Source organism: Pseudophaeobacter sp. A-200-2, assembly GCF_041008815.1.
GTDB classification, from domain to species: domain Bacteria; phylum Pseudomonadota; class Alphaproteobacteria; order Rhodobacterales; family Rhodobacteraceae; genus Phycobacter; species Phycobacter gallaeciensis_A.
The window spans coordinates 42507-69095 of sequence record NZ_JAXGFU010000015.1 but is presented as its reverse complement, the minus strand read 5'-3'; the positions used below and the strand labels follow the sequence as shown (position 1 = coordinate 69095).

Sequence of the window (26589 nt, the reverse complement as noted above, 5' to 3'; positions counted from 1 at the left end):
GCTTTCTCATTACGCTGTCTTGTCTGGAGTGGTCCCCCCACCAGCCAACCCCGACAAAAATGTTTCTACGGCCTCATCTTCACGCCAGCTCTCACGCCAGGCCTTACGGGCCTCGATCTGTTCCAGTGCGATGCGGGCCGTCTCCAGTTCCGGCAGAGGGTCCGGCTCCAGAACGGCTTCCAGATCGTCAAAAAAGCCCTCCTGGCCCATTGCCTCGCCCAGCCAGGTATCGATCGGGCGGAACCGTTCCAGCATCCGGGCGCGGGTCTCCGCCCCGAAGAGTTCCACAGAATGACTGGGCGGCAGGTTCAATTTCGGTGCCAGCGCGCGCAGGCTGTGGCGCAACTCTGCCGCCTGGGGCTGGGGCAGCTCCATATTGGCACGGCGGATGATCTCGTAGATTCCCCGGTGAATGGAATCGTTCTCGCGCCGCTCGGGCAGCAGACCCTCGGGCATCTGCAGCCCGGTCTGGGTGATGAAATCATTCACCGATCCACCATTCGCACGCACATCGGCGTAATCGCGCAGGATGACGCGGGCCTCAGGCAGTGCCTTCAGCCAGCCTTCGATCATCAGGCGGTAATTGAAATGAATCCCCATGCCGTAGCTGTCGACCCCGTCCTCGCGCAGGGGTTTCAGCTTGTGGCCGAACTTCAGCCGCTGCCCGTGCCAGGAGGCAAGATATTCATCGATCCGGCGCAGGGTTGCCACGACGGTGAACTCTGCCCCTGGAAAATGTTCAACCAGCTGATCGATCAGCTCCGGCGAGACGGCATTGAAATTGGCAAAGACCTCGGCCGCGAGGATCACCGTATGCGGCTGGGAAAAGCGGATCTGCTGGCGGATGGCATGCAGCATTTGCGGCAGGGCGGGCAGGCGTTTGTGATAGGCAGGCACCGCGCCGTTTTTCTGCGTCGCCAGCATCCGGAAGGCCAGCGCATTATGCGGCTCGCGCACATTGATCGGCAGCGAGCCTTCGGGCTGCGCATGCCCGGCCGCCGTAGCAGCCATATGCGCCATGCCTTCGAAATCCACGTAAGGATAAAGGATCCCCACCCGCGACAGGGCGGCGGCATTGCGCGACAGGTAATCCTGCAGCGATGTCGATCCCACCTTGTGATGACCGATGAACAGGATCACCTTGAGCGATGCCTGCCCGGAGGGCGCCAGGCGGCCGGACATCTCCGCTGCCGCGGTTCCTACATCTTCGGTAATACCTCCCTGCCCCGGGGCGGGGCGGCGAAGCAGTCGTTTAATCGCTTTCACTCGGCGGCGTCCTGCTGAATCTTTGTCACGGGCGTCAGGCCCAACTTGTTTTTCCAGTAGTCCTCACTGGTGAGATCGTCATAACGCTCCTGGTAGCTGGCCGCCAGCCGGTCATAGTCTTTCAGGAAGGCGCGGGCGTTGCGGACAAAGCGGCGAATCTGGCGCCAGGCCGCGCCTTTGGAATGGCGCACGGTGTAATACTTGTCCTGACCGGCGTTCAGCACGGTGATCTCCGAGGCGCCCCAGACATAGCCGATATGGCCCCTATGCGGCGCCTCCAGGGTGATCTTGCGCCCCAGACGGGCAAAGCCGGGGATCAAAAGCCCGTTCAGCGTCAGCTTCATCGCCAGGCGCGCTGCCCAGCTTGGCGGTTTTTGGCGCACCGGCGCCAGCGGCCTGTGCGGATCCAGCGGCTGCCAGGTCTCGTCGCCTGTCAGCGCCTTCAGATCGGCGCGGCGGGTCGCCATGTCAGCGTGCTGGTCGAAGAACTCCGGCCCCTGCATCACGTCCTCGACCGCCAGGTTGATGGCCGCCAACGTGTCGTAATGCATCCGCGGCAGGTTGCGCAGGAAGAACCATGCGGCGATCTTCAGAACCCCCTTGCCCCCCACGTCCAGCATCGGCAGGCTCATGTGGTGGGCCATATGGCTGCGCAGGTCCAGGTACCAGGTCTGCGGGCTTTCCTTCTCGGTAAAGCTTTCCTGGAAGGAAACCACCCCGTTGAGGGTGAGAATGTTGAAATCATTGGCCAGCGAGAAGCTGACATCATCGCCGCGCACGAAAAAGGGGAAGGCGAGGTGCCGGGCCGCGTCCACCGGGAAGGCGAAATACCACCAGCCGCCATAAAAGGTATTCGGCACCGGCCGGGTGGCCAGGTTTTCCATCGCGATCATCTCGCTCTTGTTGCGCAGATCGGTGCCCATGTGCTGCGGCAGGCAGCGGGTGTGAAAGAGAGCGCCGTTTTCCCAAATCGCCCAGCGGTGCTGTTCGCTGATCATCGCCCCGGCAATGGCCGTCTTGGGATCCGTGGCATAGGCCAGCAGCATCCAGGTGCGCTCCAGGCTTTCCATGTGGATCGAGGCATCGTCATCCATGAACAGGCAATGGGACGCCCCACGCGCCCGGGCCTCCAGCAGCCCCCGGGTAAAGCCGCCTGCCCCGCCCAGGTTTTCATTGGGCACGATGCTGACGCCTTCGGGGGGATCCAGATCGACCGTTCGCCCGTTGTCGGTGACGATCATCTGCACGTGGTCCTTCATCCAGGACTGCTCCCGGAAGGCGGCGAACCGCTTGACCGTACGCGCCACCTCGGCTTCGCGTCGGAAGGTGGTGACCGCCAGCGCCAGCTGCGGCTGGCGTTTCGGCGCATCCTGCGTCTGCCAGGCAGCCCCGACCAGATGTCCCGGTCCCATCGCCCGCAGCGCGAAATAGAGCACACCCTCGGCGCAGCCCTGTTGCAGCAGATGCGACAGATCCACCCGCAGTCGGCCCTCTTTGGCCGCGTCTTCCGAAAGAGTCACATACTCGCAGCTCACCAGGTCCCAGGACCGGTTGGACGGCGCCAGGAAAACCGAAAGTTCGAAATCCCCTGCGCCTTCAAGGGTCAGGACCAGCGAGCTCAGATCGCATTCGCGCTGCCATTTTTCCAGGTTGAACAGGTTGAACCAGGTGGCAAAAGAGGCTTCTCCGCCGGTGGCAAAATGTATGTCATGCCGGGTATCAGACAGCGCCACTGCGCCCTCGGTACACACGTAGAGTTCCCGCTCGGTGCAGATGCCGAACTCGGGCCACATCAGCGCCTGCAACGTAGTGAACGTTGCGGCCTGCGCCTCATCTTTCATCACTGGAACTCCCCTGCACCCATACGCCTTTGCCTGCTGTCCGCTCCTTACTGGAGTAGGCTGCAAAAGTACAATTCATCTTTCCCCGGAAGGGTACTTCCGGCCGCAAAGCGCCCGAGATTGAAGCCGCCCGGCTCTGGATCAGCGGCCTTTGCTCAGGACAGCATCGCTTCATGCACAGCGATAGCTTCTTCCAGATCGTCGAAATACTGCATCCGGCCATGTTCCAGCACGACGCCGGCATCACAGAACTTGCGCACCTGCCCCATCGAGTGATTGACCATAATGGCGCTGGACTGCTGCATCCGGTCGGCAAAGACCTCGCGGCTCTTGCGCCGGAAAGACCGGTCCCCCACCGAGGTCACCTCGTCCACCAGATAGGTGTCAAAACGGATCCCCATAGAGGCCCCGAAGGTCAGCCGCGAGCGCATCCCCGAGGAATAGCTGCGCATCGGCATGTGGTAGAATTTGCCCAGTTCGGCAAAATCTTCGACAAAAGCGACCAGATCCTCGGTATCCACCCCATAGATGCGAGCGATGAAGCGGACGTTCTCGGCCCCCGTGAGATCCCGGTGAAAGGATGCGCCCAGCCCCACCGGCCAGGACATACTCCCGTCGGACACCACCCGGCCGTGATCCGGGCGCATGGTGCCGGCGATGATCTGCAGCAGGGTGGATTTGCCCGCGCCGTTGCGCCCCAAGAGAGCCAGGGAGCGGCCCGTGGGCAGGGTGAGGTTGAGATTGTCGATGACAATCTTGCGCTCGCCCCGCAACCAGAAGCTCTTGGTCAGGTTTTCAAAGCGGATCATGCTCTTGTACTCCCCGGCCCGCCTCAGCTGCGGTCCCGGATCGAATAGTAGATCAGCGCCAGGATCGACCAGGTCAGCAGCAGGAACAGCCCGACCAGCCCCGCCAGCATGGGCCGGTTGGGATATTCGGATTCCTGAGCCTGGGTCGGCTTGATATAGGTGGCCAGATAGCGGCTTTGCCGGGTGGCCTCATCGCGGGCCACCTCCAGCGCCGTCAGCGCCGCCCGGTAGGTTTCCTCGGCATATTGCAGATCCACCGTGAGACGTTCGAATTCCGAGATCAGCGAGGGGTAATCCTCTCCCACGGCGCCGGTATCGGTATTGGTCGAGGCAAAAGTCTGCCGCTCGATATCGATACGTTCGCGGATCACGTCGATATGCTGCTGCGCCTTTTTCAGACGCGGATCCCCCTCCCCCACGGTACCGCGCAACAGGTCGTATTCGATCAGCGCCGCGGCCAGTTGCTGCTGCAGGTTGTTCATCACCCCCATGCGGCCCTGGATATCCGCCGCCGGATCCACGATCCGGGTGCGGGTGCGGAATTGGGTCAGCGCCTCGCGCGCGCCTTTCAGCTGCTCCAACGCCTCGTCCAGGTCCTCACGGGCATAGCGCATGGCATCCTCGCGCGCCTGCTCGTTCAGCGCATTTATGCGGGTCTGGCTTACCGAGACGATGGCGCGAGTAATGGCCTGGGCTGTTTCGGGATCAAAGGCCGCCGCCTGCACCTCGATCAACCCCGAACCGCTGTCATAGGAAATGCCGACGATGCGCTGCCAGTACCAGATCATCTGTTCCAGCGTGGCATCGGGCCAAAGCGAAAACACCCAGTCATCGGGCCAGTGCTGGCTGTAATGGGGCCGCAGCGACACCGTCTTGTCCACCGATTCCACCATTTCCTGACTCTGGATGAATTCATAAAGGATATCGCTGTCCGAAGCGGTGGTATTGCCGGCGAAATTGGCCAGCCCACCGAGGAGATCGGTGGCGCCACTGCTTTCCTGGCTCCGCACGGTAAAGCCGGCGGTGGAGATATACTGATCCTCGGCCACGGCCCAGAGATAGAAGACCGCTGCGGCCAGCGGCGCCAGCACCATCAACACGAAACTGGCCACAAGCCCCCAGTGGCGGCGGCGCATCTGCGCCGGGCGCGCCATGGGATAGGCCGGTGTCTCGGCTACCTGCCGCTGCGCCGCCTCAAGCGCGGCTTCGGCGGCTTTGACCTTCTGGCGCAGCTTCTTGAGCTTCTTGCGTCCCCTACCGCCACCGCGCCTGTTTCCCGGCATGTCCTCCTGACTGGCCATGTCCTCCTGCACCTGCGGAAGATGTTCGATGTTGCTGGTTGCCTCTTCGGCTGTAGTAACGCCTTTGCCCACCTGCCCGCTCTGCAGCTTCTTCACTCGACGTTCCTGTGCCATGATCCGCCTGTCCAGCTTTTCGCCGTTTGAATTTGACTTTTATCTCTTTCATAGTATCGCCTACCGACAGGCTATTCACAACACAGATATTCATGGCAGATCCTATGACCTCTCAGCTCCCGACTGCCACGCCGCAGATCGCCCCGGCGCAGCGTCCCCGGGGGCGCTCTCACCGCTTTGCCAGCCTGCGCACCATCGCGGCGCTGGTGCTGCGGGAAATGTCTACCCGCTACGGGCGCACCCCAGGTGGCTATATCTGGAGCATTCTGGAACCCCTGGCCGCCATCCTGTTTCTCAGCATCGGCTTCTCCCTGGTGATCCGCACCCCGTCTCTCGGCACCAGTTTCTTGCTGTTCTATGCAACGGGGTTTTTGCCCTTCAACCTCTATCAGACCATCAGCGGCACCACCGCCCGGGCGCTCATTTTCTCCAAACCCCTGCTGAAGTACCCAGCCGTCACCTGGATCGACGCCATTCTGGCCCGCTTCATCCTCAACAGCCTGACCGGCCTGCTTATCTCGTTCATTCTGATCGGCAGCGTGCTGCTGATCACAGACAGCCGCGCCGTGGTCGATATGGGGCCTACGCTGGAAGCGCTGGGGCTGGCCATGTTGCTCGGGCTAGGCGTGGGTACGGTGAATTGCGTGTTGCTGGGGCTTTACCCTCTATGGGACGTGGCCTGGTCGATCATCACCCGACCGCTATTCTTGGCATCCGGCATCCTTTATGTGTTTGAGGATCTTCCCCCCGTGGCGCGAGATGTTCTATGGTACAATCCGCTGCTGCACATCACCGGGCTGATGCGCAGCGGGTTTTACCCCACTTATACGGCCTCATTTGTCAGCGTGATTTATGTTCTGCTTATCAGCATGATCCTGCTGATGCTCGGTCTGATCCTGATGGGACGCTATCACCGAGTCATCCTGAATCGCTGATCCGCAACCGAACCTTGCGCGCGGTTTGCGCTCGCGCCCTACCTCTTTGTGCGGGCCATCTCCAGCACCTCGGCATGGGGCACATGGGTGCGCCGCCTGAGCCCGTCCAGCACCGCCCGGCCCATAAGCCACAGAAAGGCGCGCCGTTCGCCCTGATGGGCGCGCACTTTGGAGAACCATTTGGGCAGGATCACCAGCATCACCGGCCAGAACCAGATCCCCGCCGCCATCCGGTACAGAAGAAGCAGGTTGCGGTGATAATAATAGACCTTCCACAAGGGGATGAAACGGCCGCGCTGCGCCTGCTCTTCCCCCGCCTTGGGCACAAAGGTCGTCAGATCGTGCTCGAACCGCACGGCGGGTTCAAATCCGATACGGCCGCCCGATTTGGTCAGCCCCAGGGTATAAAGCCCGTCATCGCCGTAGATGAAAAGATCGGGATCGGGATAGCCGATGCGCCGCACTGCATCCGCCGAGATGAAGAAGCCCACGAAGGAGGTCACGTCGATCTGCATCCCCTGCCCTTCGTAATCGGCAGGCTGCACGTGAAAGCCCGAGCGCCCGCCGCCAAAGAGCGTGCGCAGAAATTCGCGGCTGTGCCAGAAAGGATTGCGCGAGGGGCGGTTCATCTCGCAGATACCGCCGGTGGGGAAATAGACCGCCGCAGCCACCCCATCCCAGGCGCGCGCCGGGTCGTCATGGGCGGGCAGGGCGTGAAACGCCGCCAGGGCGCCGGGCGCCGGGCGGCCATCGTCATCCATCACCACCAGCCAGTCGGGCGCGTGTGCCTCCATCGCGCGGCGCATGCCGCGCTCAAAGCCGCCTGCCCCGCCGCGGTTGGTCTCGCTCATCTGAATGTCCAGCCGCGGATCCTGCAATGTCGTCAGCCAGTCACTCGTGCCATCGGTCGAGGCATTGTCCACCACCACCAGCGCTGCCAGCTCTTCGGCCGGGCTTTGCAGCAGCCGGGCAATGGTGTCCTTCAGCTTGTCGAGACGGTTGTAGGTCACCACCACCGCTACCAGGCGGCGGGGGGACGGGCTGGGATCTGTCTGTGCGCTCACGAAAATCTGCTCCCCGGCCTGTTCTGATCGCCTGTGTGGTCGTCTTTGCGTTGTGGGAGCGCAAAACTCATAAATCCGGCCTCATGTCAAACCCCAAGGGGTGCCCCGCGCCGCGCCCTGCCCCGCAGAAGGACGCAGGATAGGGTTTGACAGGACCGCCGGAAACCGCCACCAAGCATGTCATGCGCACTGCTCTTGTCACCGGATCGGCCGGCTTCATCGGCTATCACCTTGCAGCCCGCTTGCTGGCTGCGGGCTGGCAGGTCGTCGGACTGGATTGCCTGTCGCCCTATTACGATGTCGCCCTGAAGGTTCGCCGCCACGCGATGCTAGCAGAAAGCCCGGCCTTCACCCCGGTGATCGGCAAGCTGGAAGACCCCGGTCGCCTGATGGAACTCTTTGCCCAGCACCGCCCCGATGCGGTCATTCACCTGGCCGCCCAGGCCGGGGTGCGCCATTCCATCGATGCGCCGCGTGATTACCTCGAGGCCAATCTTATCGGCACCTTCGAACTCTTGGAGGCCGCCCGCGCCCACCCGCCTGTGCATCTTCTGATGGCCTCCACCTCTTCGGTCTATGGCGCCAACACGGAAATGCCCTTTGACGAGCGACAAAAGGCGGACACGCCGATGTCCTTCTATGCCGCTACCAAGAAGGCGGGCGAGGCGATGAGCCATTCCTATGCGCATCTCTACCGCCTGCCGATCACCATGTTCCGGTTTTTCACCGTCTACGGTCCCTGGGGGCGACCCGACATGGCACCGATCAAATTCACCAAGGCGATGCTCGCGGATGAGCCGATCGAGATCTACAACCACGGCCGCATGAGCCGCGATTTCACCTATATCGACGATCTGGTGACAGGCATCACCGGGCTGATCGAGGCGGTGCCAGGCGATGCTCCGGTGGGGCCGCAGGACAGCCTCAGCCCCGTCGCGCCCTTCCGGGTCGTGAATATCGGCGCCAGCCAGCCCACCCCGCTGATGGACTATATCGCCGCCCTGGAAGAGGCGCTGGGACAGCCCGCGCAGAAGATCCTGAAAGAGATGCAGGCCGGCGACGTGCCCGCGACATGGGCCGACACATCGCTGCTCACCGCCCTCACCGGGTACCGGGCAGAGGTCGATGTCAGGACCGGCGTTGCCCGTTTCGTGGACTGGTACAGGGACTATTACAGCGCCTGATGCCGTAACGCGGTGACACCGGCAGGAGCCTGGCTGACAGGTGCAAATGTTTCGCGCGCGAAACATTTGAAGGACGCCAGCCCCAGCCCCATTGCGCCCGGCCTGCGCTTTCTTCAAAGTTGCAAAACGACATACCAAGCAGAACAGGGGACACCCCATGCGTATCGCGATGATTGGCACTGGCTACGTGGGACTGGTGTCCGGCGTCTGTTTCTCCGATTTCGGCCATGACGTGATCTGCGTCGACAAGGACGCAGCCAAGATCAACCGGTTGAAGGCCGGCGAGGTGCCGATCTACGAGCCGGGCCTTGATGCGCTGATGGAAAAGAACGTCGCCGCCGGGCGGCTGGAGTTCAGCGACGATCTGGCCGCCGCCGTGGATGGCGCCGAAGCGGTGTTTATCGCCGTCGGCACCCCGACCCGGCGCGGCGATGGCCATGCGGATCTGACTTATGTGATGGCCGCCGCCGAAGAGATCGCCGCGGCGCTGACCGGCTATGCGGTGGTGGTGACCAAATCCACCGTGCCGGTGGGCACCAACCGGCAGGTGCAGGAGGTGATCGCCAGCGCCAATCCGGATGCGGACTTCGATGTGGCCTCCAACCCTGAATTCCTGCGCGAAGGCGCGGCGATCGAGGATTTCATGAAGCCCGACCGGGTGGTGGTCGGCGTCGAAAGCCCTCACGCCGCCGAGGTAATGAGCGAGATCTACCGCCCCCTTTACCTGCGCGATTTTCCGATCCTGACCACCGATCTGGAAAGCGCCGAGATGATCAAATACGCCGCCAATGCCTTTCTGGCGACCAAGATCACCTTCATGAATGAAATCGCCGGGCTTTGCGAAAAGGTGGGCGCCGATGTCAAAGAGGTCTCGCGCGGGGTCGGTCTGGACGGGCGGATCGGCAACAAGTTCCTGCATGCCGGCCCCGGCTATGGCGGCTCCTGCTTTCCGAAAGACACCGCCGCGCTGGCGCGCATCGGCCAGGACCATTCCTTTCCGATGCGGATCACCGAGACGGTGATGCGGGTCAATGACGAGGTGAAGGCGCGCATGGTGGAAAAGCTGCGCGATGCCTGCGGAGGCTCTTTCAACGGCAAGACGGTGACAGTGCTGGGTGTCACCTTCAAACCCAATACCGACGACATGCGCGAGGCCCCCAGCCTGACCATCGTGCCCGCCATGGTGGGCGGCGGCGCCCATGTGCGGGTGATCGACCCGCAGGGCCGCGCCGAGGGCGAGGCGCTGCTGCCCGGCGTCGACTGGCTCGAGGACCCCTATGAGGCGGCAGAGGGCGCCGATCTGGTGGTGCTCCTGACCGAATGGAACGAGTTCCGCGCGCTTGATTTGAAGGCCCTGGCCGCCAGGATGGCCTATCCGCGGATGGCGGATCTGCGCAATGTCTATTCCGCCCGGGCCGCCGAACGGGCCGGATTCTCCCAGTATATCGCGGTGGGCCGCTGAGCCTGCCTCCGCTTCCAACAGGTCCCAAATGTTTCGCACGCGAAACATTTGGACACGCTGCAGAGTCTACAAAAAGACCCTAAACCGGGGTTTAGGGTCGAATTCGTTCTGATTGCAGCCTTGGATTCAGCGGCGCTTCAGCCAGTCCTGCAGCGCCGCCATCAGCTCTACATCGACAGCCTCGCCGGTCAACTCAATCCGGTTCTGTCCAGGCGTGAAGCCCAGCCGCACACCCGCAGCAGCCTGAACCGAGATCCGCTCGGACCCCTCGGCACCGGGGGTGCGCACACGCGGGCGGGCAGGGGCCTCAGGCGTCGTAGTTTGCGTCTCTAAAGCTGCGTTTAGAGACATATCATCCTTTGCCGTTTCGACCTCAGATCCGTCCTGTGTCTCGGCCAAAACCCGGTTCAGGATCTCCAACTCATCCGCTGCAGACTCGCGCGGCGACGCCTGAAGGGCAGCACGCAGGCGCTCTGCAAAACCTTCGTCCTCGCCCATGGCGCGCACCAGTGACAGGCCCAGCTTCTCGCTGATGGCGGTGGGATAGAACAGCGCTGCATCCAGCTCCTCGACCAGGGTCACGAAGCTACGGATCTTGGAGCGCTTGGCGCGGGGTACATTAGCAAAGAGACTCTGAAGTGCCTTTTTCAGAGTCGGAAACACCTCTTCCTTCATCGCCCGCACCGCGATCCGCGCGCGTTCGTAATGGGAGAGGTTCACCCGGATTTCGTTTTCCTCGACCATGGCGATATAGGCGTCCTGCGCCGTCTCCGGGCGGATGATCAGCGCCTTCACCGTGGCGTATTTCGGGTCTGAAGTTTCGGCATAGAGCCTGCGCAGGGCGCCAAGGCGGCGCCAACCCGAGATCAGGCCATGACTGCGGCCATCGGGGCGGGGGTCCAGCGGCACCAGTTCGACCGGGGTCTGCTGACCACGGGCGCGCAGAGATTCGACGAGGGCATCCATTTCCTCGGCGTCCTGTTCGATCCGGTCGCGCACCAGATGGGTTTCATCGATGGCCGACAGCGGCACCTCTTCGATCATCAGCCCCTTGCTGCGGGCGTTTTCCAGCACGTCGGACAATTCCTGCAAGGCCGCTTGCGAAGCGGTTTCCGACGCCACCTGCGCGATCGGCGCCGCCCCCACGGCCATCGGACCGCCAAGGGCGGATTTGCTTTCCGGGGCGCCGGAAAGATAGCTGCTCTGTGCCGGCATCAACCGTTTGCGTTTTGCCATCTGCCTGTCTCCTTTGGGCGCGCAGTCTGCGCCATCATCCCTGCCGGGGCCTTACTCGGCCGCGCTCTGCATCTGCACCTCGGCGCGGCGCCAGCAGCCGATCAGCAGCCGTTTGAAGGCGGCGTAGGTTTCGTCGAATGTTTCGCGACCGCGCGCATAGGTCTCACGGTTGAAGTCGCGGTAATCGGCCTCGTAGATGCCAGAGACCTGTTCGCCGGCCTGACCGATCAGCGCGGTGTAATCCTGTTTATGCGGAGAGAGCACCGGCCCCATATAGGCCTGCATCAGCCCGGCCAGCTCGCCCTGCTGGGCGCTGTCGTAGCGGGTGATGACAGCGCGCACCGCATCCCATTCAAAGCCCATCTCGGGCCGACCCAGGGCGCGGGCAGCAAGGTTCTCGCCCTCCTCGATACTGGCAAAGGTGGAATGCAGCATGTCAAAGAACCGCCCCGTCGAGTCGAACTCCAGAAAGGACGCCCCCATGGGCACCAGCAGGATATCCGCCGCTGACAGCCCGTTGATGGTGAGATAGCCAAGAGCGGGGGGCGTATCGATGAAGATCACATCGTACTGGTCCAGCACCCCGTCGGCCTCCAGCCGGTCGGTGAGCGCATCCCAGAGCTTCCAGGAGCGCGCCGCCATGCGCCAGACCGGGATCTGGAACTCGGCCCAATAGAGGTTCAGCTGGGCGCCGATCAGATCGATATTGGGCCAGTGGGTGCTCTGGATCACATCCGCCGCCGTCATGTCCATCGCCGCAGTCAGCGCATCGTCCATCGGCTGGGGCGCCTCGCCCCGGTCCAGACGGCGCTGGTTCTCGCTGCGCAGGTGTTCGCCGTAATGGCGCGCCAAGAGCGGAAAGGCGGTCTGCCATTCATCCTCGACCCGGCCGCCAAAGATCGAGGTCATTGACCCCTGGCTATCAAGATCAATGACCAGCACCTTGTAGCCATCCAGCGCCGCCGACATCGCCAGATGCGCCGCGGTGGAGGTCTTGCCGACACCGCCCTTGAAGTTGGCCACGGCGACCATCTTGGCCGGCAGGCCCTTGGGGCGGTAGGGGATGTAATCCTTGGCCTTGGATCCTTGCGCCGCGAAATGCGCCCGCAGGACCAGCACCTCGTCGAGGGTGAACCACTTGGCGCCGCCCTCGGTTTCCGAACGCCCCTGCGGCAGCTCCGGGTTGGCCTTCAGCACCCGGCGGAAATGGGCCTGGGCGACGGGGATCAGGTAGCGGGTGATTTCCCAGGTGGAGAACAGGCGCAGGGTTTTGCGCCCTTCGTCATCCAGGCCCCGGCTGGCCAGATCGGCCCGGCCCCGGGCACAGCCTTCGGCGATTCCGGCAAAGCCTGCCGTGCTGGTGGGCGCCTCCAGCTCGGCCAGAGCCGCGTCGGGATCAATGTTGAAATAGGGGGGCAGGGCGCTGTCTTTTCGCCCGGTTTCTTTCCTGTGGATATCTCGTGCCATGGATTGCTGCCGGTTTCTTTGCTGCTGCGCTGCGCCCTTCTGAAAAGAGTACAACCCTCTTGGATGAAACGCCTTATGTGCGCTCTTTTTGGCAAGATAACAGAAAACAGCGCACATGGAAGAAATATGCGCACCCCTTTTGCTTTTTCTAAGCAAATCCGTCTGTTGCAGCGGGGGAAAGCCGTGGTTTTGGGGGTGTTGGGGCAGGCTGAAAATTTTTCTGCCCTGTTATTTATGAGTTATATAATAGTTACGGGAAGAAGCCCGGTGCTGCAAAGCCCTTTTTTCATTGGCGATTGGGCGTGTTTTTCTGGAAGCAGTGACTCTGAAACCCCGTTCATATGACTCCGAACCCCCGATGTTCCGATTCCGGAACCCCGTTGCGGCGGCATGTGGATAACTTTAGGGTGAGCGTAATCAAAACCACGAAAAACGAGTCACCCCGGAGGGCGCAATGATCGCCCTGAAAACCGGGGGGCCAGGCAGAGCGACAGGGCAGGGATCATGGCAGCTGCGGGCACAGCAGGCGGAACGGGTATGCAAACTCCCGTGGCGCAGACATCGGAGCAGGGGGCGTTCTTCCTCTGCGATATTTTCGATGCGATCCCCAAGAACGACCTCGCCTCGATGGAGCATCCGCTGTTCTCGCTGGGCACCCGGCCGGACCGGCGCATTCTCAACTACGAACACAATGGCGCCGAGATCACCGTGACCCCCAGCGTCAAGGGGCTGGCGACAATCCACGACAAGGACATCCTGATCTTCTGCATCAGCCAGCTGATGGCGGCGCTGAACGCCGGGCGGCAGGTCAGCCGCACATTGCATCTGAAGGCGCATGATCTGCTGATGGCGACAAACCGGGAAACCTCGGGTGATGCCTACCGGCGGCTGCGCGAATCCTTTGAACGGCTTGCGGGCACCCGCATCACCACCAATATCGTCACCGGCGGCCAAGAGGTCACCTCGGGTTTTGGCCTGATCGAAAGCTGGGAAATCGTGCGCAAGGCCCGGGGCGGGCGCATGGTCAACGTTGCCGTCACCCTCAGCGAATGGCTGTTTCGGGCGGTGCTGTCGAAATCGGTGCTGACCCTCAGCCGCGATTACTTCCGCCTGCGCAAACCGCTGGAGCGGCGCATCTACGAGCTGACCCGCAAGCATTGCGGCCGCCAGGAAGGCTGGACCATCTCGGTGGACACCTTGCTGAAGAAATCCGGATCGGCCAGCCCGCGCCGGGTGTTCCGCAAGATGATCCGCGATATGATCGAGGCGCAGCCCTTGCCGGATTATGCGATGGAAGAGCTGCCGGGCGATCTGATCCGGTTCAGCCAGAAACACGCGGTGGTCGCCCCGGCGTCCGGTATGGGGATGGGCGCCGCCCCGGTGCTGAAGCCGGAGACGCTGGAGCGCGCCCGCAGCCTGATGCCCGGCGCCGATGTCTATGCGCTGGAGGCCGAGTGGCGGGCCATGTGGCAACGTTCGGGCAGCCCGCGCCTGCGCCAGGCGGATGGGGCTTTCCTGGGCTGGGTGAAAAAACGCGCCCGAGAGGCCTGAAACAGTCCCTAAAGAGCTTAAAGTCGTCTCTAAACCGGCCCTCAGGGAAGAGGGCCAGTCCCGTCATTTGTCATGGCAGATACCTTCAAATGTTTCGCGCGCGAAACATTTGCTCAGATCCGGATCCGCTTCTCTTCAGGCACCAGCGCGTTGATCTGCGCGATATGTTCCGGCAGGCAGCGGGTCAGGAAATCGTAGGTCTCCACCACATGGGCGCGGGCATTGGGGCCAAGATGGGCATAAGATCCTGGGTTGGCCACCACATCCACCACCTGCGCCGCCAGCGCATCGGGGTCGAAGAAATCCACCAGCATGCCGGTTTCCCCATGGGTGACGGCCTCGCGCACCGGCGCCACATCGGCGGCCACCACCGTGGCCTGCATCGACATCGCCTCCAGCAGCGACCAGCTGAGCACGAAGGGCATGGTCAGATAGATATGGCAGCGGCTGATGCGGATGATGTCGCAGAGGGCATCATAGGGGACGCGGCCGAGGAAATGCACCCGGCTCCAGTCGATTTGGCCTTGCAGCTCATCCTCCATCTCACCGCGCAGGCCCTCCGGGTGTTTGCTTTCGGCGCCATAGGAGGTCTCATTGCCGCCGATCATCAGGACACGGGCGTTGGGGCGTTCCTTCAGGATCTTCGGCAGGGCGCGCATCATGATGTGAAAGCCGCGGGCGCGCTCCATGTTGCGGGCGACATAGGTGATCACCTCGTCGTCCCGGGTTAGCGGGCGGTCCAGCCGCCCCAGCGAAATCGAGGCCTCGGGGTCGGGCTGCAGCCGGTCGGTGCGGATGCCGTCGTGGCAGACATACATGCGGTCATGGAAGCTTTTGGGGAAGCGGTCGCGCTGCCAGTAGGTGGGGGTATGGCCGAGATCGACGGTGTGGATATTGGTATAGGGCACCGTGTTGCGGGCCTGGGCAAAAAAGCCGGCCTGATCGTTGGGCGGGTTGTCCGGGTCGAACCCCACCAGCCCGCCGGAAGTGCGGTAGAAATATTCGAAGAAGCCGATCATCGGCACCTCGGGCCAGACCTCTTTCAGGAAGGTCAGCTCACCCCAGCCGGTGTGCCCGATGATGATATCGGGGCTCCAGCCGCGGGCGTCTTTCAACTGCCGCGCGGCCAGCGCCGCGCCAATACCGGTGCCGGCGGCGGCCTCCCAGTCCTTGGACAGCCCATAGGCGTCCTTGGCGGGCTGATGATGCGCCTTGTAGGTCACCGTGGTGACGCCGGGCAGCTGGATGTCACTGCGCTGGGTCAGGAAATAGATCTCGTGACCCTCGGGCTGCGCCGCCAGCCAGGTGATTAATTCCCGGTACTGGCCGGGCATGTTCTGATGGACAAAGAGAAATTTCATTGGTGATTTTGACACCGTCTTAGGAATGTTTTTTGCATGCTTGCCCTGCGGGGGCGGCTGGCGCAACCGGATTGCGGCTGAGCGCCCCGGTTCTGTCGTCTCCGTGTCATGAGGTGGTCATGGGCTGGTCATGGGGTTGCCGGTTTTACAGAGCAGAAGGGGCAGGCCCTCCGCGCTGCGGTTGCGGAGGCAGAGCTGAAGGCTGGCTTGATCACTGGCCTGATGACTGGCGCGGGGGCGCCGGAGCGGCTAGGACTGCGGCAGGAAAAGATCATCCAGATCGGGACGGACAGGATGCAGATCGAAGAGACAGGCATGCCGGGACTGAAGGTCCTGACACCGCAGCGGTTCGGGGATGCCCGCGGGTTCTTCAGCGAAAGCTGGAACCGGCAGCGGATGGCAGACCACGGGCTGGATTTCGATTTCGTGCAGGACAATCATTCGTTGTCGTCGCAGGTCGGCACCCTGCGGGGGCTGCATTTCCAGGCGCCGCCCCATGCCCAGGACAAGCTGGTGCGCTGCGGGCGCGGGGCGCTTTTTGATGTGGCGGTGGATATCCGCAAGGGCTCGCCCAGCTATGGCAAATGGTTCGGGATCGAGTTGAGCGCGGAAAACGGCAAGCAGCTGCTGGTGCCCAAGGGCTTCCTGCACGGCTTCATCACTCGCGCGCCGGATACCGAGATCCTTTATAAATGCACGGATTATTACGCGCCCGAGTGTGATGGCGCCGTGGCTTGGAACAGTTGCGGCATCGACTGGGGCTTTGAGGGCACGCCGGTCCTGTCGGATAAGGACGCCGCCGCTGGCGCGCTGGCAGATTTCGACAGCCCGTTTGTCTGGGAAGGATAACCCATGAAGATACTCGTGACCGGCGGCGCCGGATTTATCGGCTCTGCGGTGGTGCGCCTGGCGATTGCCCGGGGCCATCAGGTGGTGAACCTTGATGCGCTGACCTATGCCGCCTGTCTTGAGAATGTAGCCGAGGTGGCAGAGAGCCCCGATTACGCTTTTGAACAAGCCGACATCCGCGACCGCGCCGCGCTCGACCGGGTCTTTGCTGCGCATAAGCCCGATGCGGTGATGCATCTGGCCGCCGAAAGTCACGTGGACCGCTCGATCGACGGGCCGGGCGATTTCATCGAGACCAATATCACCGGCACCTTCAACATGCTGGAGGCGGCGCGCAAATACTGGGCCCGGAATGACCGCCCCAAGGGCTTCCGTTTCCATCACATCTCCACCGATGAGGTCTATGGCTCGCTGCCCAATGATCCCGCGGTGATGTTCACCGAAGACACCGCCTATGATCCGCGCTCACCTTATTCCGCGTCCAAGGCCAGCTCTGACCATCTGGTGCGCGCCTGGGCCGAGACCTACGGGCTGCCGGTGGTGCTGACCAATTGTTCCAACAACTACGGCCCCTATCATTTCCCGGAGAAACTCATCCCGGTGGTGATCCTCAACGCGCTGGCCGGAAAAGCCCTGCCGATCTATGGCGATGGCTCCAACATCCGCGACTGGCTTTACGTGGAAGATCACGCTGATGCGCTGTTGCTGGTGTTGCAGAAGGGCGTGCTGGGGCGCTCCTATAATATCGGTGGCGAGAACGAGCGTAGCAATCTGGAACTGGTGCAGACGCTCTGTGCGATCCTCGATGAGAAACGCCCGCGCGCCGATGGGAAATCTTACGCTGAGCAGATCACCTTCGTGACGGATCGTCCGGGCCATGATGCGCGCTATGCCATCGACCCCTCGCGTATCCGCGAGGAACTGGGCTGGCGCCCTTCGGTGACGGTGGAGGAAGGTCTGGCAAAGACCGTGCAATGGTATCTGGATAACGAGGCCTGGTGGCGCCCGCTGCAGGACCGTCACGGCGTCGGCCAGCGGCTGGGGACTGGCGAATGATGGCCCGGGGTGCGTATAGCAGCCCGGGCAACGCCCGCCCCGCCCCCATGGGCGGGCGTTTCACGCCCACCCCGGTGCGGGCGCTGCCCTTGGTTTGGGGGAAGGCGATATGATCCTTGTCTTTGGCAAAACCGGCCAGCTGGCCCGCGAACTGGCTGCCTTTGACGGCGTCACCTGTCTGGGCCGCGATCAGGCGGACCTCTCCGATCCGGAGGCCTGCGCCGAGATCCTCCGCGCCCGGGCGCCCGCCGCGGTGATCAATGCCGCCGCCTATACCGCTGTCGATCGCGCCGAAGAGGAAGAGGAACTGGCCACGGTGATCAACGGCGTTGCTCCCGCCGCCATGGCCCGCGCCTGCGCCGATCTGGGGATCCCCTTTGTCACCGTTTCCACCGATTACGTCTTCGACGGCAGCGGCGATACCCCCTGGAGCCCCGAGGATACGACCGGTCCCCTTGGCGCCTATGGCCGCAGCAAGCTGGTTGGTGAAGAGGCGGTGCGCGCAGCAGGCGGCACATATGCCATCCTGCGCACCTCCTGGGTGGTCTCGGCCCATGGCAACAATTTCATCAAGACCATGCTGCGCCTTGGCAAGGAACGCGACCGCCTGACTATCGTGGCGGATCAGATCGGTGCCCCGACCCCGGCGCGCGCCATCGCGGTGGCCTGCGTGACGATCGCCGGGCAACTGGCCGAGGATCCGGGCAAGAGCGGCACCTATCATTTTGCAGGTACACCGGACACCAGCTGGGCCGGGTTTGCGCGCGAGATCTTTGCCCGCGCGGGCCTTTCGTGCGAAGTGGTGGATATCCCCTCCAGCGAGTATCCGACTCCGGCAAGGCGGCCGTTGAACTCTAGGCTCGATTGTGCCTTGTTAGATACTGTTTTTGGCATCACCCGCCCCGATTGGCGGGCGGGCCTTGATGATATTCTGAAGGATCTGGGAGAGAGTGCATGACGGCACGCAGCACCACGCGCAAGGGCATCATTCTGGCGGGGGGCTCGGGCACCCGGCTCTATCCGATCACCATGGGGGTGTCGAAACAGCTGCTGCCGATCTACGACAAGCCGATGATCTATTACCCGCTGTCGGTGCTGCTGCTGGCGGGCATCCGCGAGATCTGCATCATTACCACGCCGCAGGATCAGGAGCAGTTCCAGCGCACCCTTGGCGACGGCAACCAGTGGGGCGTCTCGCTGACCTATGTGGTGCAACCGTCGCCCGATGGTCTGGCGCAGGCCTATATCCTGGCCGAGGAGTTCCTGGATGGCGCGCCCTCGGCGCTGGTGCTGGGCGACAATATCTTCTTCGGCCATGGTCTGCCGAGCCTGCTGGCGGCAGCAGATGAACAGGCCAGCGGCGGCACCGTCTTTGGTTATCACGTGGCCGATCCCGAACGCTATGGCGTAGTGGATTTCGATGACCAGGGCACCGCCCGCCAGATCATCGAGAAACCTGAGGTGCCACCGTCGAACTATGCGGTGACCGGGCTTTATTTCCTTGATGGCTCTGCGCCCACGCGCGCGCGACAGGTCCAGCCTTCGCCGCGCGGCGAATTGGAGATCACCGACCTTCTGCAGATGTATCTGGATGAAGGCAGCCTGCGGGTGGAAACCATGGGCCGCGGCTATGCCTGGCTTGATACCGGCACCCATGGCTCGCTTCTGGATGCGGGCAATTTCGTGCGCACCCTGACCAAACGCCAGGGGCTGCAGACCGGCTGCCTTGAGGAAATCGCCTATGAGCAGGGCTGGATCGACGACCAGCAGCTGCAGGCCCGCGCCGACCTGTTCAAGAAGAACGACTACGGCACTTATCTGGAGCGGCTGCTGGACTGACGCGCGTTACAGCACGCCGGCCCGGCTGAAGACGCCGAAGAAGTTGCCGATGAGATTGGAGACGGTCAGCGCATCGTTGATCGGGGATTCGGTGGCAATGACCAGATCGCCTGGGTTGATCTCGAACTTGCGGGCGGAAAACAGCCCGTCCGCCGTGGTCAGATCCAGGGTGAAGACCACGCGGTTGTGGCGCGGTCCGCGCTGACCGGGCGCCACCGCTGAAGCCGGGTATTCGCGCAGGACCAGCAGCCCTTCGGGATCGGCCTTGCTGTCCTGAAAGCCCCCCGAGACCGAGATCGCGTCCATCGCCGACATCTCGTCCTTGGTGAAGATATGCAGATCCTCGGTGCCGGTGGCCCCGAAGGACAGGAAATAGCGTTCGTCCTCTTCCACGAAGACCCGGTCACCGCCGCGCAGGAGCGTATCAAGGCGCGGATTGTTCAGCAGGTTCTGCACCGAGGTGCCGTAGATATTGCTGCCCCGCACCAGGCGGATCTGCGGGTTGTTGAGATTGGAGGAAATGCCGCCCCCGGCCGAGATCAGCCCCATCACCGTATAGTTGCGGTCCGGCATCGGATAGGTGCCGGGCCGGGCAACGCCCGAGACCAGATCGACCGAGTTGCCGCGCCCCTCGGCCATGTCCAGCTGCAATTGTGCCGAGGGCACGATGGCCTCCAGTTCTTCCTGCAGTTTTTCTCGCGCCAGATCCGGGGTAAGTCCCAGCACGTTCACATTGCCCACATAGGGCATGAAGACAGAGCCGTTCGAAGCCACCCGCACGTCCTGCAGCTGTACCATCTTCTGCTCGTGCGAGGTCAGCAGGGAATTGTCGCTGCTGTCCCAGATTCGGAGCGTCAGCGTATCGCCGGACTGGATGATCTGGGTCTTGGCGCCCTGGCTGGCCCGGATCCAGCCCAAAAGCTCTTTCTGGCCGGTTTCCGGCCATTGCCCCACCGTGGGCAGGAAGGCGCGGGTGACCTGATAAAGCGCAAAATCGGCATCCGGTTCGCTGGACTGGGCCAGGATTTCCTCGCTGACAGGGGCGCCGCTTGGCAGACGGCCACAAGCCGCCGACAAAAGAACTAGGCTGACGGCGGCGAGCAGTGAAATGAAAGAGCGCATGAGGTCCCTGTCCGGAAACGGCTTGATTTCTGATCCGGTTTCGGACCTGTGGTTATTATTCGAGCAAGATACTGGGCCTGTGCCATGCGTCAACAACAAGCGTCAACACCTATGGAGGCAGAATCGGGAGGCGATCCCACAGCCCCGGCCATTCTGGTGCTCGGCGCCGCTGGGCGGATCGGCGGGCTGTTGCGCCGGGACTGGCCGACCCTGCTGCCCGCGGGCGCCGATCTGCGCTGGCAGGCGCGCCGCCGTCCGGCTGATTATGCCGCAGGGGAAGCCTGGCATATCCTTGCGCCGCTGGAAGATCCCGCGACTCTGGTGCGGGCCGCCGAGGGCGTCGATACGATCCTCTGCCTCGCTGGCGTCACCCCGGGTCATGGTGGTGATCTCGATGACAATACGCGCCTCGCCGAAGCCGCGATAAGGGCGGCGCAGGCAAGCACCCGCGTTAGCGACAGAAAGACGCGGGTGTTGCTGGCCTCTTCGGCGGCGGTCTATGGCAATCAGCCCGGTGTCCTGTCCGAAGAGGCGCCACTGCATCCGGCCAACCCCTATGGCGCCGCCAAGGCCGCGATGGAGATGCGGGCCCTCAGGCTGGGGGCAGAGGCCGGGGTGGCGATCACCGCCCTCAGGATCGGCAATATCGCGGGGCTCGATGCCATTCTCGGCGGCTGGCGCCCCGGGTTTCAGCTGGACCGTTTCGCCGATGGCACGACGCCCCGGCGCAGCTATATCGGGGTGCGGATGCTGGCGCAGGTGCTGGCGGCGCTAGTGCAGCACCGGGGTCTGCCTGAGGTGGTGAACGTGGCTCAGCCCGGCCCAGTTGCCATGGGCGATCTGCTGCGCGCGGCGGGACTGGATTTCAGCTTGCGCCCGGCGCCCGATAGCGCCATCCCCGAGGTTGCGCTGGAGGTGACCCGGCTGGCCGGGTTGTTGCCGCCGGATGTGCCGCTACCCCCTGCCGATCCGGCGCGGCTGGTGGCCGAATGGGCCGCGCTGAGGGACGAAAGCTGAGACATGACCTGGGACAAACGCCTTTTCGATCTTTTCTTTGCCACGCTGCTGATCGTGATTCTGGGGCCGATTCTGCTGTTGCTGCTGCTCTGGTTGCTGCTGAAGGAAGGGCGACCGCTGTTTTATGTGGCAGAGCGGATGAAAACGCCGGATCAGCCCTTTGATCTCTGGAAGCTCCGCACCATGACCGTGGTGGCCGAGGATGCAGGTGTCTCCGGCGGTGACAAGGCGGCACGCATCACCCGCACCGGCGCCTGGCTGCGGCGCAAGCGGCTGGATGAATTTCCCCAGCTCTGGAACATCCTCAAGGGCGATCTCAGCTTTGTCGGGCCGCGCCCGCCGCTGCGCCAATATGTGGAGGCCCATCCTGAAGTCTATGAAAAGGTGCTGAAAAGCCGTCCCGGCGTTACTGGTCTGGCGTCTATCACCTATCACAAGCACGAGGCGGCGCTGCTGGAACGCTGCACAAGCCGCGAGGAAACCGATGCGGTCTATTCGCGCATCTGCGTGCCTGCCAAGGCGCGGCTCGATCTGATTTACCAGCGCCACCGCAACATGTGCTATGATTTCGATCTGGTGTTCCAGACCATCGGCAATATCTTTCGCCGCGGTTAGTTGCCTGTTTTTGGGGGTAGACAGGGTCCGGATTTGGCGACTTTCCGCCGCCCCGGGGTTTGTGCTAAAGCCAAAACAGGATAGAGATAACGACTAGACGAATTTGAATAGTGATCCGGGTGATTTGTATAAACCGGGCGGATAGCATGGGCGGGATTGCGAAGAAACGCATCATGCAAAGGCGGCAACCCGATGTCGTGACCGGGCAGGGTCGTGGCAGGGTCAACCGGGCAGGCTGTCAGGGAACAGGGGCACAAGCGTGTTTAATCTGATCAGTGCATTATCGCGCAAACAGAAATCCTATATCTTTCTGGCTATTGACCTGGCTCTGATCCCTCTGGCGCTTTTGTTCACCTTCGCAGTGCAGCCGCTGCCGGATCCTGCCCTGAAAACCCTGATTCTGATGGTGCCGGTGCTGCCTTATGCCATGGCGGTGATGGCGGCCATGTCGGTCTGGCTGGGGCTGCCGATGGTGCAGCTCAACGCCTATGAACGCCACGCGGTGACGCTGACGGCGGCGGTCGCCTTCGTGACCGCCCTTGTGGTGGCCGGGCTGACCTATCTGTTCGGACCCGACCTGACGCCCGGCACCCATGTGGTGTTCGGTACCAGCTATTTCCTGTTCCTGGTCGCCACCCGCGGGGTGCTGCATCAGGTGGTCATGGCGATCTACCGCCGCGCCCAGCCACGCTGCCGGGTGCTGATCTACGGTGCGGGCACCACCGGCACCCAGCTGGCACAGGCGCTGAAGGCCCATGACGGCATCGATCCGGTGGCCTTTGTCGATGACAATTCCTCGCTTCAGGGCATGACGCTGGTGGGGCTGCCGGTGTTCCCGCCGGCCCGCATCGACCACATCGTCAAGACCCGCGGCATCAAGCGGGTGCTGCTGGCGATGCCGTCGCAAAGCCAGCCGAAACAGGCCCAGATCACCAAGCACCTGCAGGATATGCAGCTGGAAGTGCAGGCGCTGCCCTCCTTTGCCCAGCTGATCGGCGAAGAGGCGCTGGTGGACAAGCTGACCCCGGTGGCGCCGCAGAAATTCCTCGGCCGCGCGGCCCGCGATGTGCCCTTGCAGGAGGCCGCCGCCTCCTATGCCGGGCGGGTGGTTCTGGTCTCCGGCGCCGGGGGGTCGATCGGCTCGGAGCTCTGCCGTCAGGTGCTGGCCTGCGCGCCGACGAAACTGGTGCTTTTCGAACTGTCCGAACTGGCGCTTTATACCGTGCATCAGGAAATGAAGCAGCTGACTGCGGGCACCGGGATCGAGGTTGTGCCGGTGCTGGGATCGGTCACCGATCCGCGTCAGGTGCGGTTGGTGCTGAACACCCACGACGTGCAGGTGGTGCTGCATGCGGCGGCCTATAAACACGTCCCCTTGGTCGAGGCCAACCCGCTGCCGGGCCTGGCCAACAACGTCTTTGGCACCGAAACCCTGGCCCGGGCGGCGGCGCAGACGGGGGTGGAACGTTTCATCCTGATTTCCTCGGACAAGGCGGTGCGGCCGACCAATGTGATGGGCGCCTCCAAACGCATGGCAGAGCTGATCGTGCAGGATCTGGCCAGCCGCCATCCGAACACCGTCTTCACCATGGTGCGCTTTGGCAATGTGCTGGGCTCTTCGGGCTCGGTGGTGCCGCTGTTTCAGGAACAGATCAGCCGCGGCGGCCCGGTGACCGTCACCGATCCCAATGTGAAACGCTATTTCATGACCATCCGCGAGGCGGTGCAGCTGGTGCTGCAAGCCGGCGCCGAGGCCTGCGGCGGCGAGGTCTTCGTGCTGGATATGGGCGAGCCGGTCTCCATCCTGCAGCTGGCCCGCCAGGTGATCGCCAGCGCCGGTTACACGGTGCGCGACGAAGGCAACCCCGATGGCGATATCGCCATCGACATCATCGGGCTGCGCCCCGGCGAGAAGATGGAAGAGGAGCTGACCCTCAGCCAGGAGGTGATCGGCACCCGGCATCAGAAGATTTTCTGCGCCCGGGAAACCGTGCTGTCGGAACTCGAAACCGCAGCCCTCTTGCGCGGGCTGCGCCAGGCGGTGGCTGCCGGGGACGAGACGGCAGCCCGGCAGGTGGTCACGCGCTGGGTCGAAGGCTATACTCAGCCCCCGGCGGACCGGAAAACCTCATGAGCGCGCGCCGCGCTGTTCTGACCGTTGATCCGGTTCGGGATTCTGTGTTCTAACCGCCTGAGGCAGGCATTTTCAGACAGTCAGGACCGTCGTGACCTCTTCCCGCAGATATACGTTCCGGCGCGTTTTCCCCTCTTTTGCAGGGCCGGGCCCCTCTGGCCTCTCTGCCGCGATCATCGCGGGGATCTGCACAGGCGCCTCTGGCGCCCTGGCACAGGACAGTACCACGGCGCCGGGATTTGCCACTGCGGCGCAGGTCGACAACTTTGATGCGCCCAGTCTGGAGCCGCCCGCAGCACCGGGGCTCAATTTCTACGGCACCCCCGGCCTGATGGACACGCCAAGCGCCGAAATGCTGCCGGACGGGCATTTTGCCACCACCTTTTCCTGGTTTGGCGGGCAAAGCCGCTACAACCTGACCTTCCAGGCGCTGCCCTGGCTCAGCGCTTCCTTCCGCTACAACGGCATCCGCAATCTCAACCTCTTTGGCTTCAACACCTATTACGACCGCGGCTTTGACGTGCGCTTCCGGCTGCTGCGTGAGCGGCGCTACTTGCCGGAACTGACCATGGGACTGCAGGATTTCGCCGGCACCGGGGTCTATGCAGCGGAATATCTGGTCGCCACCAAGCGGATCGAAACGCCCCCCTTACGCTTTGGCGGCGCGGCCGGGCGCAGCCCCGGCCAGTTGAAAGTCTCGGCTGGTCTTGGCTGGGGGCGGCTTGGCTCCTATGGGGCGGTGGGCAATATCGGCGGCAAGCGCCCCAGTTTTGTTGGCGGCGGCACCGGCGGCAACCTGTCCTATGACCAGTGGTTCCGCGGCGATTTCGCGCCTTTTGCGGGCATCGAATGGCAGGCCAATGAACGCTGGTCCGTCAAGGCGGAATATTCCTCGGACGCCTATGTGACCGAGACCCGCATCTCCAATGTCTTCGAGCGCAAGTCGCAGGTGAACTACGGGCTTGAATACCAATGGTCCAAGACCACCCGCATCGGCGCCTATTACATGTATGGCTCGGAACTCGGTATCACCGCGCAGTTCCAGCTGAAGCCCCGGCACCCGATCATCGCGACCCAGGTGCCCGCCCCGGCCCCCATCGTGCCGCGCAGCCAATGGGCCACGAAAGAGGAACACTGGAGCCAGGACTGGACCGAGAGCGAATATAAACGCACCCGGTTCCGCGATCTGGTGGCCGAAGGGCTGAAGCCGCACGGGCTGATCCTGGAGGCGATCGACCTCAAGGGAACCGAGGCCGAGGTGCGGTTCCGCAACCCGCGCTACCGCTCCTATGCCATCGCAGTGGGCCGGGTGGCGCGCACCATGGCGCTGACGCTGCCGCCTTCGATCGAAACCTTCCGCATCATCCCGGTGCGTTCGGGCATGGGCCTGTCCACCACAGTGGTCCGCCGCTCCGATCTGGAAGAACTGGAATTCTCGCCCGAGGCCTCCGATGGTCTGATGGCGGTGGCGGCGGTGACCGGCGCCGGGCCACTGCCCGAGACGGCGATCTTCTCGGAGGAGCTTTATCCCGCCTTCACCCGCTCCATCAGCCCCTATGCGGCGCCGGCCTATTTCGATCCGGCCCGGCCATTCCGGCTGGATGTGGGGGTGGATTTCGCGGCAGGCTATTCTCCGGCGCCCGGCTGGCGCCTCGCTGGCACCATCCGCCAGCGGGCCTGGGGCAACGTGCAGGACGGGCGGGCCTCGAACTCGGTGCTGCCGCATGTGCGCACCGACCAGTCCTTCTATGCGCAATATGGCACCACGCTGGAAAACCTCTACGTGGACCGCAGCTGGCAGCCGCGGCGCAACGTCTATGCCCGCATGCGCGCGGGCCTGTTTGAAAGCATGTATGGCGGTCTGTCGGGCGAGGTGCTGTGGAAACCGGTCTCCAGCCCGCTGGCGCTGGGGGTCGAGGCCAATTATGTCATCCAGCGCGATTACGATCAGCGCCTGTCCTTCCGCGATTACAAGACCTTCACCGGTCATGCCTCGGCCTATCTGGAGCTGGGCGAAAGCTATCAGGCGCAGGTCGATGTGGGTCGCTATCTGGCCGGGGATTACGGCGGCACCTTCAGCCTGTTCCGGGAGTTCGAGAACGGCTTCAAGGTCGGCGGCTTCTTCACTCTGACCAATGTCTCGGCGGCAGAGTTCGGCGAAGGTTCCTTTGACAAGGGGTTCTATTTCCGCATTCCGCTGGGCTGGCTCCTGGGCAAGGAAACCCGCAACGCCTACGGGCTGACCATCCGCCCGATCCAACGGGACGGCGGCCAGCGCGTCGGCGGGGTCGGCGGTCTTTACGGCGATGTGCGCACCGCCCACCGCCGTAGCCTGCAGGCGCAACGGGCGAGGTTCTGGGAATGAT

At 63.1% G+C, this 26589-nt stretch carries 22 protein-coding genes; 13 read left to right on the top strand and 9 right to left on the bottom strand.

Going from position 1 to position 26589, the window contains the following annotated elements; translation table 11 throughout:
- Positions 1 to 9: 9 nt before the first annotated feature.
- The 4 genes from SM766_RS19220 to SM766_RS19205 form a co-directional block, all read right to left on the bottom strand.
- Entirely contained in the window at positions 10 to 1182 is a 1173-nt protein-coding gene (locus SM766_RS19220) for a hypothetical protein (RefSeq protein ID WP_368948819.1), read from the bottom strand.
- An 80-nt stretch (positions 1183 to 1262) separates the two neighbouring features.
- The gene (locus SM766_RS19215; RefSeq protein ID WP_368948818.1) at positions 1263 to 3107 is read right to left on the bottom strand and encodes a glycosyltransferase; all 1845 of its coding nucleotides are present in this window, start codon (positions 3105 to 3107) and stop codon (positions 1263 to 1265) included.
- 155 nt (positions 3108 to 3262) lie between these two features.
- Complete coding sequence (locus SM766_RS19210; RefSeq protein WP_368948817.1) at positions 3263 to 3916, bottom strand: ABC transporter ATP-binding protein; 654 nt, start codon at positions 3914 to 3916, stop codon at positions 3263 to 3265.
- Positions 3917 to 3939: 23 nt separating this feature from the next.
- Positions 3940 to 5331 (bottom strand): KpsE/RkpR family capsule polysaccharide export protein, encoded by a 1392-nt coding sequence (locus SM766_RS19205; RefSeq protein WP_368948816.1) that lies wholly within the window; start codon positions 5329 to 5331, stop codon positions 3940 to 3942.
- A gap of 104 nt (positions 5332 to 5435) precedes the next feature.
- Between SM766_RS19205 and SM766_RS19200 the strand changes: the two genes are divergently transcribed.
- On the top strand, positions 5436 to 6266 hold the full coding sequence (locus SM766_RS19200; protein ID WP_368948815.1) for an ABC transporter permease: 831 nt from the start codon (positions 5436 to 5438) through the stop codon (positions 6264 to 6266).
- A 38-nt stretch (positions 6267 to 6304) separates the two neighbouring features.
- Here SM766_RS19200 and SM766_RS19195 read toward each other — a convergent pair whose 3' ends face one another.
- A complete protein-coding gene (locus SM766_RS19195) occupies positions 6305 to 7330 on the bottom strand; it encodes a glycosyltransferase family 2 protein (protein ID WP_368948814.1) in 1026 nt (341 codons plus the stop codon).
- A 182-nt stretch (positions 7331 to 7512) separates the two neighbouring features.
- Between SM766_RS19195 and SM766_RS19190 the strand changes: the two genes are divergently transcribed.
- Together SM766_RS19190 and SM766_RS19185 are read left to right on the top strand one after the other, a co-directional pair.
- On the top strand, positions 7513 to 8514 hold the full coding sequence (locus SM766_RS19190; protein ID WP_368948838.1) for an NAD-dependent epimerase/dehydratase family protein: 1002 nt from the start codon (positions 7513 to 7515) through the stop codon (positions 8512 to 8514).
- Between the two features lie 157 nt (positions 8515 to 8671).
- Positions 8672 to 9976 carry a UDP-glucose dehydrogenase family protein gene (locus SM766_RS19185; RefSeq protein WP_368948813.1) on the top strand — a complete coding sequence of 435 codons (1305 nt, stop codon included), beginning with the start codon at positions 8672 to 8674 and terminating at the stop codon, positions 9974 to 9976.
- Positions 9977 to 10102: 126 nt separating this feature from the next.
- Here SM766_RS19185 and SM766_RS19180 read toward each other — a convergent pair whose 3' ends face one another.
- Both SM766_RS19180 and SM766_RS19175 read right to left on the bottom strand, forming a co-directional pair.
- Positions 10103 to 11212: a ParB/RepB/Spo0J family partition protein gene (locus SM766_RS19180; RefSeq protein ID WP_368948812.1), complete on the bottom strand. Its 1110-nt coding sequence runs from the start codon at positions 11210 to 11212 to the stop codon at positions 10103 to 10105.
- 51 nt (positions 11213 to 11263) lie between these two features.
- Positions 11264 to 12679 carry an AAA family ATPase gene (locus tag SM766_RS19175; RefSeq protein ID WP_116560466.1) on the bottom strand — a complete coding sequence of 472 codons (1416 nt, stop codon included), beginning with the start codon at positions 12677 to 12679 and terminating at the stop codon, positions 11264 to 11266.
- Positions 12680 to 12742: 63 nt separating this feature from the next.
- Between SM766_RS19175 and SM766_RS19170 the strand changes: the two genes are divergently transcribed.
- The gene (locus SM766_RS19170) at positions 12743 to 13024 is read left to right on the top strand and encodes a hypothetical protein (protein WP_368948810.1); all 282 of its coding nucleotides are present in this window, start codon (positions 12743 to 12745) and stop codon (positions 13022 to 13024) included.
- A 192-nt stretch (positions 13025 to 13216) separates the two neighbouring features.
- On the top strand, positions 13217 to 14230 hold the full coding sequence (locus SM766_RS19165) for a replication initiator protein A (RefSeq protein WP_368948809.1): 1014 nt from the start codon (positions 13217 to 13219) through the stop codon (positions 14228 to 14230).
- 113 nt (positions 14231 to 14343) lie between these two features.
- Here the strand turns inward: SM766_RS19165 and SM766_RS19160 are convergent, their stop codons facing one another.
- A complete protein-coding gene (locus tag SM766_RS19160; RefSeq protein WP_368948807.1) occupies positions 14344 to 15591 on the bottom strand; it encodes a glycosyltransferase family 4 protein in 1248 nt (415 codons plus the stop codon).
- Positions 15592 to 15885: 294 nt separating this feature from the next.
- On the opposite strand from SM766_RS19160, the gene rfbC reads away from it, so the two are divergent.
- The 4 genes from rfbC (at position 15886) to rfbA (ending at position 19335) form a co-directional block, all read left to right on the top strand.
- Positions 15886 to 16440, top strand: a complete 555-nt coding sequence (gene rfbC, locus SM766_RS19155) for a dTDP-4-dehydrorhamnose 3,5-epimerase (RefSeq protein WP_368948836.1) — start codon at positions 15886 to 15888, stop codon at positions 16438 to 16440.
- 3 nt (positions 16441 to 16443) lie between these two features.
- The gene (rfbB, locus tag SM766_RS19150; protein WP_368948806.1) at positions 16444 to 17496 is read left to right on the top strand and encodes a dTDP-glucose 4,6-dehydratase; all 1053 of its coding nucleotides are present in this window, start codon (positions 16444 to 16446) and stop codon (positions 17494 to 17496) included.
- 109 nt (positions 17497 to 17605) lie between these two features.
- The gene (gene rfbD / locus SM766_RS19145; RefSeq protein ID WP_368948805.1) at positions 17606 to 18454 is read left to right on the top strand and encodes a dTDP-4-dehydrorhamnose reductase; all 849 of its coding nucleotides are present in this window, start codon (positions 17606 to 17608) and stop codon (positions 18452 to 18454) included.
- The gene (gene rfbA, locus SM766_RS19140) at positions 18451 to 19335 is read left to right on the top strand and encodes a glucose-1-phosphate thymidylyltransferase RfbA (protein WP_368948803.1); all 885 of its coding nucleotides are present in this window, start codon (positions 18451 to 18453) and stop codon (positions 19333 to 19335) included. Before rfbD ends, rfbA begins: the two co-directional genes overlap by 4 nt.
- Positions 19336 to 19341: 6 nt before the next feature.
- Here rfbA and SM766_RS19135 read toward each other — a convergent pair whose 3' ends face one another.
- Complete coding sequence (locus tag SM766_RS19135; RefSeq protein ID WP_368948802.1) at positions 19342 to 20457, bottom strand: polysaccharide biosynthesis/export family protein; 1116 nt, start codon at positions 20455 to 20457, stop codon at positions 19342 to 19344.
- 111 nt (positions 20458 to 20568) lie between these two features.
- Between SM766_RS19135 and SM766_RS19130 the strand changes: the two genes are divergently transcribed.
- From SM766_RS19130 to SM766_RS19115, 4 genes are all read left to right on the top strand, one after another.
- A complete protein-coding gene (locus tag SM766_RS19130; RefSeq protein WP_368948801.1) occupies positions 20569 to 21474 on the top strand; it encodes an NAD-dependent epimerase/dehydratase family protein in 906 nt (301 codons plus the stop codon).
- Between the two features lie 3 nt (positions 21475 to 21477).
- Positions 21478 to 22089 carry a sugar transferase gene (locus SM766_RS19125; RefSeq protein ID WP_116560441.1) on the top strand — a complete coding sequence of 204 codons (612 nt, stop codon included), beginning with the start codon at positions 21478 to 21480 and terminating at the stop codon, positions 22087 to 22089.
- A gap of 259 nt (positions 22090 to 22348) precedes the next feature.
- Positions 22349 to 24223, top strand: coding sequence for a polysaccharide biosynthesis protein (locus SM766_RS19120; RefSeq protein ID WP_368948799.1), 1875 nt, complete (start codon positions 22349 to 22351; stop codon positions 24221 to 24223).
- 91 nt (positions 24224 to 24314) lie between these two features.
- Positions 24315 to 26588, top strand: a complete 2274-nt coding sequence (locus SM766_RS19115; RefSeq protein WP_368948798.1) for a YjbH domain-containing protein — start codon at positions 24315 to 24317, stop codon at positions 26586 to 26588.
- Position 26589: the final 1 nt, after the last annotated feature.

Coding starts and splice junctions, on each gene's coding strand:
- SM766_RS19220 (WP_368948819.1), bottom strand. CDS start 1,182: ATGTCCGGCCGCCTGGCGCCCTCCGGGCAGGCATCGCTCAAGGTGATC.
- SM766_RS19215 (WP_368948818.1), bottom strand. CDS start 3,107: ATGAAAGATGAGGCGCAGGCCGCAACGTTCACTACGTTGCAGGCGCTG.
- SM766_RS19210 (WP_368948817.1), bottom strand. CDS start 3,916: ATGATCCGCTTTGAAAACCTGACCAAGAGCTTCTGGTTGCGGGGCGAG.
- SM766_RS19205 (WP_368948816.1), bottom strand. CDS start 5,331: ATGGCACAGGAACGTCGAGTGAAGAAGCTGCAGAGCGGGCAGGTGGGC.
- SM766_RS19200 (WP_368948815.1), top strand. CDS start 5,436: ATGACCTCTCAGCTCCCGACTGCCACGCCGCAGATCGCCCCGGCGCAG.
- SM766_RS19190 (WP_368948838.1), top strand. CDS start 7,513: ATGCGCACTGCTCTTGTCACCGGATCGGCCGGCTTCATCGGCTATCAC.
- SM766_RS19185 (WP_368948813.1), top strand. CDS start 8,672: ATGCGTATCGCGATGATTGGCACTGGCTACGTGGGACTGGTGTCCGGC.
- SM766_RS19180 (WP_368948812.1), bottom strand. CDS start 11,212: ATGGCAAAACGCAAACGGTTGATGCCGGCACAGAGCAGCTATCTTTCC.
- SM766_RS19175 (WP_116560466.1), bottom strand. CDS start 12,679: ATGGCACGAGATATCCACAGGAAAGAAACCGGGCGAAAAGACAGCGCC.
- SM766_RS19170 (WP_368948810.1), top strand. CDS start 12,743: ATGAAACGCCTTATGTGCGCTCTTTTTGGCAAGATAACAGAAAACAGC.
- SM766_RS19165 (WP_368948809.1), top strand. CDS start 13,217: ATGCAAACTCCCGTGGCGCAGACATCGGAGCAGGGGGCGTTCTTCCTC.
- SM766_RS19160 (WP_368948807.1), bottom strand. CDS start 15,591: ATGAAATTTCTCTTTGTCCATCAGAACATGCCCGGCCAGTACCGGGAA.
- rfbC (WP_368948836.1), top strand. CDS start 15,886: ATGCAGATCGAAGAGACAGGCATGCCGGGACTGAAGGTCCTGACACCG.
- rfbB (WP_368948806.1), top strand. CDS start 16,444: ATGAAGATACTCGTGACCGGCGGCGCCGGATTTATCGGCTCTGCGGTG.
- rfbD (WP_368948805.1), top strand. CDS start 17,606: ATGATCCTTGTCTTTGGCAAAACCGGCCAGCTGGCCCGCGAACTGGCT.
- rfbA (WP_368948803.1), top strand. CDS start 18,451: ATGACGGCACGCAGCACCACGCGCAAGGGCATCATTCTGGCGGGGGGC.
- SM766_RS19135 (WP_368948802.1), bottom strand. CDS start 20,457: ATGCGCTCTTTCATTTCACTGCTCGCCGCCGTCAGCCTAGTTCTTTTG.
- SM766_RS19130 (WP_368948801.1), top strand. CDS start 20,569: ATGGAGGCAGAATCGGGAGGCGATCCCACAGCCCCGGCCATTCTGGTG.
- SM766_RS19125 (WP_116560441.1), top strand. CDS start 21,478: ATGACCTGGGACAAACGCCTTTTCGATCTTTTCTTTGCCACGCTGCTG.